A 12,182-nucleotide genomic window follows, 5' to 3' on the forward strand; every position below is an offset into this window, starting at 1 on the left:
TCGGGGAGGCCTCAATGCCGTAGATTTCCTCTATGTGCCCCTGGATTTCCCGTGTCGTCATGCCCCGCGCGTACATGCTGATGATCTTGGTATCGAACTCGGGGAAGCGGCGCTGGTACTTGGCGATGAGCACCGGATCGAAGCTGCCGTTGCGGTCGCGGGGGATGTCCAGAACGACCTTGCCGCTGTCGGTGGTCACCGTCTTCTGGCTGCTGCCATTGCGCCGGTTCGGTGGCTTGTTCTGCCCCTCGGGCGGCGGATCGGCCCGCTCCTCGGTCAGATGCGCGTCCAGTTCCGTGCTCAGGGCGCGTTCCCCCAGCGCCTTGGTCAGCTCGGCAAGAACGCCGTCCTTGCCAAAAAGGTCACCGGGCGACCGCCCCTCCATCAGCTGGTCCAAAAGGTCTTTGTCGATGCTCATACGTGGGTCTCCTCATCTCAGAGCTACCACGCCAGGGCACAGAATTCCGGACAGTCTCTGACGGGTTTTTCCTTCGTCGAGTCAAAGGCCTCGCAGCTCAGCAGAAAGCGGGACGCGTGGTCGGTGACCGTCAAGGGGTAACAGTAGTTCCGGTTTCCCAGCTTGAACTCGCCCTTGAAATCCGTTGCCCAGAGATCGTTGGGGGCAAGTCCAGCAGAAAGCGGCGTTCCTTCGGCCTTGTTGGCGCGCCGCCTCTTGCGGGCTCTGCTGACAAGGCCGTGCCGGTCAAGAACCGCATGCACCGTGCTCTGCGCCGGAATGCGCACATCGCCGGCAAGCTTCCTGACCAACACCTCCCGGATCTTGCGTGCGCCCCAGTGCGGCTTGTCCTTCCGTGTCGCGACAATCAGGCGCTCAACCTGATCAGGTAGCTGGTTGGCGGAACGCACCGGACGGCGGGACCGGTCGCAAAGCGCTTCCATCCCATCGCGCTGATATCGGTTCCAGATCTTGTAACCGGTCTTGCGGGAAATGCCGAACTCCCGGCAAACCGAACTCATGCCTTCGCCATCCAACAGGCAGGCGACGAAACGAAGACGTTCCTCCACTTTGGACACCTCTTGCCACGGCATCGACACCTCCCGAAAAACGGAAAGTGTTACCCATGTCTCCGGAACGGACTGGCAAATATGTCTCAGGTCGGGCACCTCCAACTTATGATCAATTAAGCCGGACACTTTCTTCGTTGCATCGACGAGAAGACCGACAGCTCCGAAGACCTCTACATCTGTGCCTGTGTCAGTCGGTTTAACAACGGTGCCGTCACATTGTTTCTTTGGCAATAAATTCTGTGTCGCTGCGCGAAACTCCGCGACGTGACGTGATGCCGTGAACAGTCTCCTTTGTGGCAAAATACCAAGTCAAAGGCGCGGTACAAATCCGGGACAGGCCCACCTCCGGGCAGCACAATCCGCCAAATCGTGGCACCTCCAACACTGCTCAGGGAACCTGATTTGACGGTTTCAGGACATCATCGCGCGCAGCCGACGCGGAGACGACAAACTTTGCCGCGCATTCGAAAATTAGGAACCGTAAGTCGCGACAGCTTTGGTCTAACGCATCGTCTACCAGACAAAAACAAAACACTCTGGATGCGAGCCATGGGGAACACGATTTGGACGTTTTGACTTTCATAAGCCAAAACCTTGATGTGATTGCTGAAAGAACCTTTCAGCATCTTTCGATCGTTGCCGTGGCGATCGGTTTGGCGATCCTCACAGGGGTACCGATTGGCATTTTGATCACGCTCAATCAACGGGCGGCGGATATGGTGCTCTATATCGCCTCGATCATCATGACGATTCCGTCTATCGCATTATTTGGCTTGATGATCCCTATCCTGTCAGTCATCGGACAGGGTGTGGGCTATCTGCCAGCGGTAATTGCGGTGTTGCTCTATTCCCAGCTGCCAATCATCCGCAACACCTACACCGCCATTTCCAATGTCGACCCCGCGCTGCGCGAAGCGGCACGCGGTTTGGGCATGACGCCGGTTCAACGGCTCGCGCGGGTGGAAATCCCGCTGGCAGTCCCCGTGGTGATGGCGGGTGTACGTATCGCGGTGGTGATGAATATCGGGATTACCGCAATTGCCGCCTATATCGGCGCGGGCGGGCTGGGGGTGTTCATTTCGCGCGGGATTTCCCAATCCGATCCCAGGCAGTTGGTCACCGGCGCGCTCATGGTCTCACTGCTGGCAATCGCGGCGGATTATGCGCTGATGTGGGTGCAAAACCGTCTCACACCACCGTCTGGCTCTACCGCCAGGGTCTGACAAGTTCGAAGATATTATCGTGATAAAGCTTGAAAAACTCTCAAAGGTTTTTGACATCCCGGGCGGACCCAGCGTGATCGCGGCCGATCAGGTTTCGATGAATGTCCCAGAGGGCGAGATTTGCGTCCTGCTGGGCCCGTCGGGCTGCGGCAAGACCACAACGCTCAAGATGATCAACGGATTGATACCCAAAACCTCGGGCAAGATCTGGGTGGCGGGCCGCGATACCGACAGCCTCAACCCGATCGAATTGCGACGGAACATTGGCTATGTGATCCAGCAAATCGGTCTGTTTCCCAATATGACGATCGAAGAAAACATCTGCGTGGTTCCTGATCTGCTGGGGTGGAACAAAACCACGTCGCGCCGCCGCGCGGGAGAGCTTTTGGAGATGGTCAATCTGGACCCCGCAATTTTTCTAAAACGCTATCCCAAAGAGCTTTCCGGCGGTCAACAGCAACGGGTGGGTGTAATCCGCGCCCTTGCTGCGGACCCGCCTGTGTTGCTGATGGACGAACCCTTTGGCGCGATTGATCCGATCAACCGGACGGTCATTCAGGACGAGTTCCTGAAGATGCAAAAGGAAATCCGCAAGACCATTGCCTTTGTCAGCCATGACATTGATGAGGCCATCAAGATGGGCGACAAGATCGCGATTTTCCGGGATGGGAAGCTGGAACAGTATGACAGCCCGGATGACCTTTTGGCCCGCCCTGCCAATGATTTCATCGCCAGCTTTGTTGGCTCGGACCGAACCCTGAAACGGCTGAGCCTGCTGAGTGTCGGAGAGGTCATGTATGGCGAGCAGGTGCGTGTCATGGCCAATGACAATCTGGCCAAGGCGCGCCACCTTATGGAAGAGGCCGGTCACAAGAATATCGTCATGGTTGGCCCAAAGGGGCGCGCGCGCGGCTTTCTGCATCTGAACGATATCAAAGATCTCAATGGTCAGGTCGAAGAGCATCACCAGGCTTTGCCCACTACAGTCAACGTCAAGGACGAGTTGCGCACTGCGGTGTCCAAGATGTTCCGCTATGATACAACCTGGCTGGCCTGTGTGGATGATGAAGGGTTCTTTCAGGGCTCGATCACGCAGCGTGCGATTTCACATGCCTTGGGAGCGACATATCGCGACTCGGCAATGCCTCCGGACGCGGCGGAGGTACTATGAGCGCGCGAGGCACGCTCCTTCCCGACCAGATCAGAACAGCTATTGCCTTTGGCCTGGGCTGCGTGCTGACCTTTGGCATCATGATCGGAGAGCGCGGTTTTTTCGGCGATCTGTGGCGGAACTATAGCGATGATATCATCTACCTGACCGGCCAGCATATTTACCTTGTTCTGGTCTCATCCGCCTTGGCGATTTTGGTGGGGGTTCCCGTAGGAATTTTGCTGAGCCGGGACTGGATGAAAACCTATGCAGAGACCCTGCTGCAAGTTTTCAATATCGGTACGACCATCCCCACCCTGGCGCTGCTGGCGCTTTCGATCACCTTTTTGGGCATCGGCACGATTCCGGCGATCTTTGGCCTGTGGGTGGCAACACTCCTGCCGATTGTCCGCAATGTCTTTCAGGGGCTGCGCGAAGTCCCCGCCCCGCTCAAAGAGGCCGCCACCGGCATGGGCATGACACCTTTGCATATTCTGTGGTCGGTTGAACTGCCAAATGCGCTGTTTGTGATGTTCGCTGGCATCCGCACCGCAGTGGCGATCAATGTCGGCACGGTTCCTCTGGCTTTTCTCATCGGTGGTGGTGGGTTGGGGGAACTGATCTTTACCGGCATTGATCTGAACGAGATGGAAATGCTCCTTGCTGGTGCCATTCCCGTCGCCCTTTTGGCGATGCTCGCCGACTGGGCGCTTGCCAGAGCGCAGTTCTGGCTTATTCCGCGAGGGGTGAACCCTTTGCGGCCCTAACAAACATAAACCTAACAGAGGACCAAACATGTTCAAATCAGTCTTATGCGCAGCCACTGCCTTGATTGCCGTTCTGGCAGGCCCTGCACAAGCCGACACCACGGTGAAAGTGGGCGGCAAAAACTTTACCGAGCAGCTGCTGATGGCGGAAATTACGCATCAGTTTCTTGACGCAAAGGGCTTTGACACGGAAAAGCTGGATGGCATGGGAACCAGCGTTCTGCGCGCTGCGCAAGAGAACGGTCAGGTGGATATTTACTGGGAATATACCGGCACGTCGCTGGTCACCTTTAATAAGGTAACCGATAAGCTGAGTGCGGACGAAACCTATGCCAAGGTCAAAGAACTGGATGCGGCCAAAGGGATCACATGGCTGAACGCGTCGGCAGCGAACAACACCTATGCCCTGGCGGTGCGCGCCGCTGATGACAAGGGGCTGACCACCCTGTCTGATCTTGCCGCTGCGTTTAACGAAGGCACCTCGCTAAAGCTTGGTGTGAATGCGGAGTTTCCCAAGCGGCCAGATGGTCTGCCAGGCTTGGAAAAGGCTTATGGATTTGAAACCAGCCGCCGCAATCTGGCCCCGATGCAATCCGGTTTGATCTATCCCGCACTGAAGGATGGTCAGGTGGATGCGGGTTTGGTCTTTGCCACCGATGGCCGAATCGCCGCTTTTGATTTCAAGGTGCTGAACGATGACAAGGGGTTTTTCCCGAACTACGCACTGACACCGACTATTCGCACCGAGGTGCTGGACGCGCATCCCGAATTGGGCGATTTGCTGAATGCAATCTCCGCGAAACTGTCCGACAAAACCATGCAAGACTTGAATAGCCGGGTGGATGTTGACAAGAAAAGCATCGAAGAGGTTGCAACTGAGTTCCTTAACGAAAGCGGTTTGCTAGGCTAAACCCTCCCCCCCGGGGCACAGCCGCTCCCCGGGGGGCAGTTTGCAACATTAGGAGACGGAGATGATCCACCGCGATGTCTTGCGATGCGCCAGTGCACAGATCGAACATGTGCCTGAAAGCCCCGATGTGCTGTTTCACAAACATCTGGCCTTTATCGAAGAAGCATCGGATGCTCGGATGGATTTGCTGGTTTTTCCCGAAACCTCGCTTACGGGATATCCTGCAGATGGCAACGCCGTGCAGAAATCCGGCATTTGGGCGGATGACCGGCTCCTGCAAACCCTGGCGCAGAAATGCAAAGATATTTGCACCGTTGTCGGATTTGTCGAAAAGGGCAAGGCGGGTCATTTTTACAATTCCTTGGCCTGGCTCTTTCAAGGAGAAATCAAAAAGGTCTATCGCAAGATTAACCTGCCCACCTATGGCCGGTTGGATGAGGGCAAATACTTTACCGCAGGCAAACGTACAATGACGCTGGATCTGGACCGGCACTGGACCTGCGGCGGCATGATTTGTGCCGACAGTTGGGACCCCGGCCAGCTCTACCTCTCCGCTATGCGCGAAACCACAGTTTTGGCACTGCCCATCGCCTCGACGATCGAGGGCACTGGCGGCGGATTTTCCAATGAAAAGGGCTGGGGCATTGTGTGCAGCTATGCGGCGATGACCTATGGTCTGCCGATCATAATGACCAACTGGACCGGGGCGCATCAGGACATGAGGTTCTGGGGCGGGTCGTCGATCTTTGGCCCCGATGGGTCCAAACTGGCGCAGGCCGATTCTGGCGAGGCCCTGATTCAGGCGGAGGTCAACTATGCGGATGTGGTTCGGGAACGCCAGACCATGCCGACGGTCCGCACACTGATGCCGCAATTGATGCTTCGCGAGTTGCCGGGGCTTATGGAATAGCCCCGGGCGCGGCGCTCTCTTTGTCTTGGAAGGTTCAGCTCCAGGGATAGGGGCTGTTCGAAACCGGGTGCAGCTTGCCCGTTTCATAGCGGTCGAAGCGGAATGGCTCCAGCAGAGCCGAGGTGCCACCTGTCATTTCTTGGGCCACCAGTTCACCCACACCAATCATTTTGTAACCGTGATTGCTGTCTGCAATGATGTAGCAGTTTTCGCGAAACACGTCGAACACAGGGAAACTGTCCGGCGTAAAACACCCGACGCCGCCCGATGGCTCTTTGTGGTACTTGGGCATTGTGCCGGAAAACCGTTCATTGCAATGCGCAAGGGCCGAGACCCACATATGCGCAAATTCCGGAGAAGAGACAAATTCAGGCGAGGAAGGGCCATAAGGATCAATCTCAACCTCATCGGCAGGCTTGTCGACCTTGTAGGGCATCGCTCCGCCCTGAATGCCACCAAAGTTGAAGTCCGGCTTGTAGTAGATACCCCACATCTCTTCGGTGATGAGAGAACCGTCCACGTCCGAATATAGCGGCGCGTCCGTGTCTACATGAATCACCGGCGGCAACTTGCCGTCGTTGGTTTTGAAGCTTTCCGGATCGACCCGCAGAACCCCTTCTTCGAGCTGCCAGAATTTCCACATGGGAATGTCTGAATGCATTTGGCCAGAGGCACTCTTGACCGAAATACGCGCGGGCAGCTCGGCCATGGTCCAGAAATCCCGGACCCAAGGACCCGCGGCGACCACCAGATAGTCGCAGGCAATAAGGCCCTTATCCGTTTCAACTCCAGCGATCGCAGAGGAGGACCCGTTCGCCCCCTTGAGCCCCGTCACTGTAACCCCGGTCAGGATGCGCACGCCCTCTTCCTCGGCCATCTTTGCCAGCGCATAGATCGCAGCCGCGTTGTGCGCATAACCACCACGTTTTTCATGCAGGACCGATGTGATGTTCTGTGCCCGCCAGTCCGAGAAGATCTCTTTCATATAGGCATCGCAATCGGCTGTACCTTCGATAAAGCTGGACTCATAGCCAATCGCCTGCTGCTCGCGGTAAATTTGCGCCACATCCTCATGCATGCTTTCGGCCGAAATTTGCATATAGCCGACCGGGTTATATTGGAATGCTTCGGCATTCGCCTCCCAATGGGACACGGAATGCGCCATCAGTTCACGCATCGCCGGTTGGAAATAATTGTTGCGCACCACACCGCAGGCAATACCAGAGGCACCCGCCGCAATCCCTGTCTTGTCCACCACCAGAATATCTGCGCCGGTGCCCTTGCCTGTGGCCTTCAGCCGCTTGGCAAGATGGAGCGCAGTGGACAGGCCGTGAATACCTGCGCCGATGACAAGGTAGGGGGTGCTTTGAGGGAAGGACATGAGGACTCCAGCTAGAGTTTTTAAGTGGGCTACAGATACGTTTCCATAAACCTTAGGGGGCATGCGCCACCGCCCCTCAGGATTTCCGCCAAATATTTTCAATATAACGGCAGGCTGGAATGAGAAGCCGCCCGAAAAACAGCAGGCCCGGAGATATTTCAGAGAAGTTTGGCGCTATTTCTAAAGAAACGGTCCAGCAGCCGGGCGATCTTGATAGGCACATCAAAATCTGGAGAGCCCATATGCCACGCCCAATAGACACCACCTTCCTACGTGCGGAATTGGAAAGATGTCGGGACGGATATTCTCTTCCGAGTGCGTTTTACAATGACCCCGACATTTTCGCAGCGGATATCGAAGCTGTGTTTTACAAAGAGTGGCTGTTTGCAGGGCCGGAATGTGAAATTCCCAATGCCGGTGACTATATCACGCTCACCGTTCACGATGCGCCGGTGATTGTCTTGAGGGACGAAGAGGGCGTGATCCGCGCCTATCACAACGCATGTCGCCACCGCGGCTCGCGGCTGTGTCCCAAGGAGCGGGGGCATACGAACCGGTTGGTGTGCCCTTATCACCAATGGACCTATGACCTGAACGGTGCACTGATTAGCACACGATTTATGGGCGAGAATTTTGATCCTGCAAAATTCCCTCTCAAACCGGTGCATGTCACCTCTGTGGAGGGGTTGCTCTATATCAGCCTGGCCGAGACACCGCCGGACATTGAGCGGTTTCGCGCCGGGATCACACCCTATATCCAACCGCATGATCCCCGACGCACCAAGATTGTGCGTGAATCGGTCATCGTCGAAGAAGCCAATTGGAAATTGGTGATCGAGAACAATCGCGAGTGCTATCACTGTGCGGGCAACCACCCTGAATTGCTGGTCTCTCTGGTCGAAATGGCCCTGCCGGACGACGCCCGGTTCGGGGACGAGTTTGACCTGATGGAACAGAAAGCCCGCGATTGGGACGCGCTTGGTCTGCCTCATGCCCCTGCCGATGGCGGGGCAGAGTTCCGCTGCATCCGCCTACCCTTCCGCAAAGGCGCGCGCTCTATGACCATGGATGGAGAGCTGGCCTGCAAAAAGCTGCTGGGGGATCTGACAGAACCGGATCTCGGATCTGTTCGTGCCTTTCGGGTGCCGAATAACTGGCATCATGTCTTGTCGGAAATGACCATCCATTTCCGTATATTGCCTCTGGGTCCTGACAAAACCGAGATACGCACGACTTGGTGTGTACATGAAGATGCGGTCGAGGGCTGGGATTATGATCCAGAGCATCTGTCTCATGTCTGGATCGAGACGAACGCGCAGGATAAGCGTCTGGCAGAAGAAAACCAGCGGGGCACCCGTTCTCCTGGTTATGAACCCGGCCCTTATTCGGAGGTTTCCGAATTTATGATTTTGAATTTCCTGAACTGGTATCGTGGCACATTGGACACGTGGTTAGACCAGTCACAACAGGCTCTGTTGGCGGCGGAGTAACCTTTCGTGACATTGTACCAGCACGATCAGCATCTGCCTTTTCCCAAACCTTCGGTGCCTGTTTGTCCAATTGGGGATGTGATGCTTGTTTTGCGGCGTCGCAAGCAAGAAACAGCAGATATTGTAACCTTTGAATTTGAGATGGAAAACGGTCCGCTACGTCACCACCCCGGTCAGGCGCTGGCCTTGCGTCTGCCGATGCCCGATGGTGAAGTGACGCGAACATTCACGATTTGCTCGGCCGGGACCGATCTGAAACGTGTCAGCATAACCGTCAAGGCCGTTCAGACCGGCCACGCGACCCGGTGGATGCATCAGTCATTGACAGAAGGAGACCGGTTGACGGCACGTGGTCCCTTTGGACGGTTTGGCTTGATCACACATCCCGGCGCTCCACTTGTGCTGATCGGTGGGGGCAGTGGATTTACGCCGATGATGTCGATGTTGCGCTGGCTTGCGGAGCGGCGAGAAACGGTGGATGTGATCGCGCTTCAGGTCGCCCGGACGGCGGAGGACTTGCTGTTCACGCAGGAACTTGCCGATATATCTTTACAGTTGCCCAATCTGAAGCTGTATGACTGTGTCACACAGGCGGATGCCCTCCAGGGCTGGCGCGGCTATCGCGGACGACCAGACCGCGCCATGCTGCGCGCCATGATCCCGGATCTGGCGCGGCGTACGGCCTTTTGCTGTGGACCCGAGGGATTCATGACTCAGATTGGCCAAATCTATCGGTCCGAAGGGGGGGATCCAAAGCGCTTTCTGACCGAGAGTTTCGGCGCGGCGTCTGCGCCCGCTCCGATCAGGTCTGCGCCAAAGACGGAGGAAAGCGGCCAAGCGAGCAGCTTCACCGCCCATCTGCGCGGCAAAGAGGTGCCGGTGGCGCACGCTCTGAATCTGTCCCAGTCCTTGGGCATGCAGGGCCTGCGCGTCCCGACAGGCTGCGGTGCCGGTCAATGTGGCACCTGCAAGCTCAAACTGCTCTCCGGCGAGGTGGAGATGACCCAGAACGGCGGGTTGTCGGAGCGTGAGGTTGCGCAGGGTTTTATTCTGGCATGCTGTTCCAAACCAAAATCGGATGTCACCCTCAAGTTTCCTGGATAAACGCGGCATCATCGCCTGCCTGATACATAGTGTAATTCCGGCGGCCACTCTCTTACGCCTCTAAAGCGGGGTCTTGGCACACGCCCCAAGAGGCATGGAAGAAGAGTGACCGCCCAAATTACGCTATGTATTACCCTCTCAGGAGCGGGATGTTATAAAGGGCAAACTCTCTTGCCAAACAGCCTCAATTGCCCAGCGGAGCCTGCAATCGCCCCTAAACAAACGCACTCCAACCCCAGGATCAAACCGGCCCGGTTTGAATTTGTAGCGCTGGATGATTTTTCCATGCTCTCTGTGGTTGCCGCCATTGAACCTTTGCGGGTCGCCAACCGAATGGCGGGCCAGACCGCCTATGACTGGCGCGTCGTCGCCGAAGCAGGCGCAGCCATCCGTGCCTCCAACGGGCTCGTGTTGGAAAATGGGGCGCAGCTGGGGTCCGGGGGAGTGCCGGATTATTGCTTTGTCTGTGCAGGTTTGGGATTGGAAGCGGCCAATCAAACCCGGCTTTCCGCCTTTCTCAGCCGCAGGTTCGCGGCGGGCGTGACGATGGGCGCGATCTCTATGGGAACAATCTTTCTGGCGCGCGCAGGACTACTGACCGGGAAACGCGCAACCATCCACTGGGAGGGCAAACCAGCCTTTCACGAGGAGTTTCCCGATATCGAACTGTCTGATGCGATCTATGAAATCGACGGACAAATCATGACCTGCGCGGGAGGCATGTCTTCTTTTGATCTGATGATGGAGATCATCGCCCGCGAACATGAAACCTGGCTGGTCCATTCGGTTGCCAACCAGCTACAACTGGACCGAATACGCAACAATCTGGTCATGCAGTCCCATGGATCGGCGCTGCTGGATGAAACCGCGCCGCAGCAAATCCGCAAAGCGGTGACGCTCATCGCAGAGAATATGGAGCACCCCATTCCGCCAGACGATCTGGCCAGCGCAGTGGGGGCCAGCCGCAGAAAGCTTGAACGGTTGTTCCAGAAACATCTGGGCATGACGCCGGCACGCTATTGCAAAACCCGCCGGCTCGAGCAGGCGCGGGATTTGCTTCAGCACAGCAATCTGTCGCTGATTGACGTTGCCATTGCGACAGGGTTCAGATCTGGATCGTATTTCTCTTATTCTTTTTCCGAATTTTTCGGCATATCTCCCTCCACAGTCCGCAAAACGGCGGAAGGTGGGAGCTGAAAGATCTCTTGAGCATCCGGTCTTTAACCTGAATTGGTCTTTGACACGAATGTCCTGAGGCTACCGCAGGTATGGCAGCCCATTCGTGTCTCAGGTTTTAAGGCCGGGCGCTCTGGAGCATCGTGCGCTAACCCATCTTTTCGGACGAATAGGAACCAGGGCTTGCCGGAAAGACGGTGGTCTTGTTCCCATTCAGAAAGACCCGATGATTGGCGTGGGCATGAATGGCGCGAGCCAGCACCTGACTTTCCACATCGCGGCCCAAAGACACATAGTCCGCCGCGCTTTGCGCATGGGTAATGCGCACTGTGTCCTGCTCGATAATCGGACCTTCATCCAGATCTGCCGTGACATAATGCGAGGTCGCGCCGATCAGTTTGACCCCGCGCTCAAACGCTTGCTTATAGGGATTGGCCCCCTTGAACGATGGCAGGAAAGAGTGGTGAATATTGATAATCCGCCCCGACATGCGCTGGCACATATCGTCTGACAAGATCTGCATATAGCGCGCCAGAACCACCAGTTCGGCGCCAGTTTCCTCGACCACCTGCATGATCTCGGCCTCGGCCCGCGGTTTGTTCTGAGGGGTCACCTTGATACAGTGAAACGGAATATCCGCGTTCACCACCAGCTTTTGATATTCCATATGGTTCGAGATGACCGCAACAACCTCGATCGGCAAAGCGCCGATGCGGGTGCGATAGAGCAAGTCGTTCAGGCAATGGCCAAAGCGGCTGACCATAATGACGACCTTCATCTTTTCGTCTTCATCGTGAACGGCGAAATCCATCGAAAAATTCTGGGCGATGTCGCTGAAATTGGCTCGAAGCGTCTCGCGGTCGATGCCCGTTTCGGACTGGAAGCTGATGCGCATAAAGAACTGCTGCGTCTCGGTATCGTCGAATTGTGAGCTGTCTGTGATATTACACCCATGCTCGGCCAAGAAGGTCGAGATGGCCGCGACAATGCCGCGTGTCGTTGGACAGGAAACGGTCAGACAGTATTTGGACATGGTTGCTCC

General features: G+C 56.3%; 11 protein-coding genes and 1 pseudogene. 8 read left to right on the top strand and 4 right to left on the bottom strand.

What is annotated here, in order from left to right:
- Both ACXAIC_RS07605 and ACXAIC_RS07610 read right to left on the bottom strand, forming a co-directional pair.
- Positions 1-418 (bottom strand): transposase (locus ACXAIC_RS07605; RefSeq protein ID WP_475175345.1); only part of this gene is annotated, 418 nt, incomplete at its 3' end.
- 59 nt (positions 419-477) lie between these two features.
- Positions 478-1,050, bottom strand: a pseudogene (locus ACXAIC_RS07610) (helix-turn-helix domain-containing protein); the annotation flags it as partial.
- 542 nt (positions 1,051-1,592) lie between these two features.
- Here ACXAIC_RS07610 and ACXAIC_RS07615 point away from each other — a divergent pair.
- From ACXAIC_RS07615 to ACXAIC_RS07635, 5 genes are all read left to right on the top strand, one after another.
- The gene (locus tag ACXAIC_RS07615; RefSeq protein WP_475175346.1) at positions 1,593-2,252 is read left to right on the top strand and encodes an ABC transporter permease; all 660 of its coding nucleotides are present in this window, start codon (positions 1,593-1,595) and stop codon (positions 2,250-2,252) included.
- A 19-nt stretch (positions 2,253-2,271) separates the two neighbouring features.
- Positions 2,272-3,423 (top strand): ABC transporter ATP-binding protein, encoded by a 1,152-nt coding sequence (locus ACXAIC_RS07620; RefSeq protein WP_475175347.1) that lies wholly within the window; start codon positions 2,272-2,274, stop codon positions 3,421-3,423.
- Positions 3,420-4,169 (top strand): ABC transporter permease, encoded by a 750-nt coding sequence (locus ACXAIC_RS07625; RefSeq protein WP_475175349.1) that lies wholly within the window; start codon positions 3,420-3,422, stop codon positions 4,167-4,169. Before ACXAIC_RS07620 ends, ACXAIC_RS07625 begins: the two co-directional genes overlap by 4 nt.
- Positions 4,170-4,230: 61 nt before the next feature.
- Positions 4,231-5,079, top strand: coding sequence for a glycine betaine ABC transporter substrate-binding protein (locus ACXAIC_RS07630; protein ID WP_475175351.1), 849 nt, complete (start codon positions 4,231-4,233; stop codon positions 5,077-5,079).
- A gap of 61 nt (positions 5,080-5,140) precedes the next feature.
- The gene (locus ACXAIC_RS07635) at positions 5,141-5,989 is read left to right on the top strand and encodes a nitrilase-related carbon-nitrogen hydrolase (RefSeq protein WP_475175353.1); all 849 of its coding nucleotides are present in this window, start codon (positions 5,141-5,143) and stop codon (positions 5,987-5,989) included.
- Between the two features lie 34 nt (positions 5,990-6,023).
- On the opposite strand, the gene ACXAIC_RS07640 is transcribed toward ACXAIC_RS07635, so the two are convergent.
- Complete coding sequence (locus ACXAIC_RS07640; RefSeq protein WP_475175354.1) at positions 6,024-7,370, bottom strand: NAD(P)/FAD-dependent oxidoreductase; 1,347 nt, start codon at positions 7,368-7,370, stop codon at positions 6,024-6,026.
- A gap of 119 nt (positions 7,371-7,489) precedes the next feature.
- Here ACXAIC_RS07640 and ACXAIC_RS07645 point away from each other — a divergent pair, with 119 nt between their 5' ends.
- The 3 genes from ACXAIC_RS07645 (at position 7,490) to ACXAIC_RS07655 (ending at position 11,161) form a co-directional block, all read left to right on the top strand.
- On the top strand, positions 7,490-8,860 hold the full coding sequence (locus ACXAIC_RS07645) for an aromatic ring-hydroxylating oxygenase subunit alpha (protein ID WP_475175358.1): 1,371 nt from the start codon (positions 7,490-7,492) through the stop codon (positions 8,858-8,860).
- Between the two features lie 12 nt (positions 8,861-8,872).
- Entirely contained in the window at positions 8,873-9,964 is a 1,092-nt protein-coding gene (locus ACXAIC_RS07650; RefSeq protein WP_475175359.1) for a flavin reductase family protein, read from the top strand.
- Between the two features lie 285 nt (positions 9,965-10,249).
- A complete protein-coding gene (locus tag ACXAIC_RS07655; RefSeq protein WP_475175361.1) occupies positions 10,250-11,161 on the top strand; it encodes a GlxA family transcriptional regulator in 912 nt (303 codons plus the stop codon).
- A 127-nt stretch (positions 11,162-11,288) separates the two neighbouring features.
- Here ACXAIC_RS07655 and purU read toward each other — a convergent pair whose 3' ends face one another.
- Positions 11,289-12,173 (bottom strand): formyltetrahydrofolate deformylase, encoded by an 885-nt coding sequence (gene purU / locus ACXAIC_RS07660; RefSeq protein WP_475175363.1) that lies wholly within the window; start codon positions 12,171-12,173, stop codon positions 11,289-11,291.
- Positions 12,174-12,182 lie beyond the last annotated feature (9 nt).

The organism is Roseibium sp. AWQ4_254, from assembly GCF_056161025.1.

Bases quoted from the DNA above. Each gene is read 5' to 3' on its own strand.
- ACXAIC_RS07645 (WP_475175358.1), top strand. From the start codon at position 7,490: ATGAGAAGCCGCCCGAAAAACAGCAGGCCCGGAGATATTTCAGAGAAG.
- ACXAIC_RS07640 (WP_475175354.1), bottom strand. From the start codon at position 7,370: ATGTCCTTCCCTCAAAGCACCCCCTACCTTGTCATCGGCGCAGGTATT.
- ACXAIC_RS07635 (WP_475175353.1), top strand. From the start codon at position 5,141: ATGATCCACCGCGATGTCTTGCGATGCGCCAGTGCACAGATCGAACAT.
- purU (WP_475175363.1), bottom strand. From the start codon at position 12,173: ATGTCCAAATACTGTCTGACCGTTTCCTGTCCAACGACACGCGGCATT.
- ACXAIC_RS07625 (WP_475175349.1), top strand. From the start codon at position 3,420: ATGAGCGCGCGAGGCACGCTCCTTCCCGACCAGATCAGAACAGCTATT.
- ACXAIC_RS07655 (WP_475175361.1), top strand. From the start codon at position 10,250: ATGCTCTCTGTGGTTGCCGCCATTGAACCTTTGCGGGTCGCCAACCGA.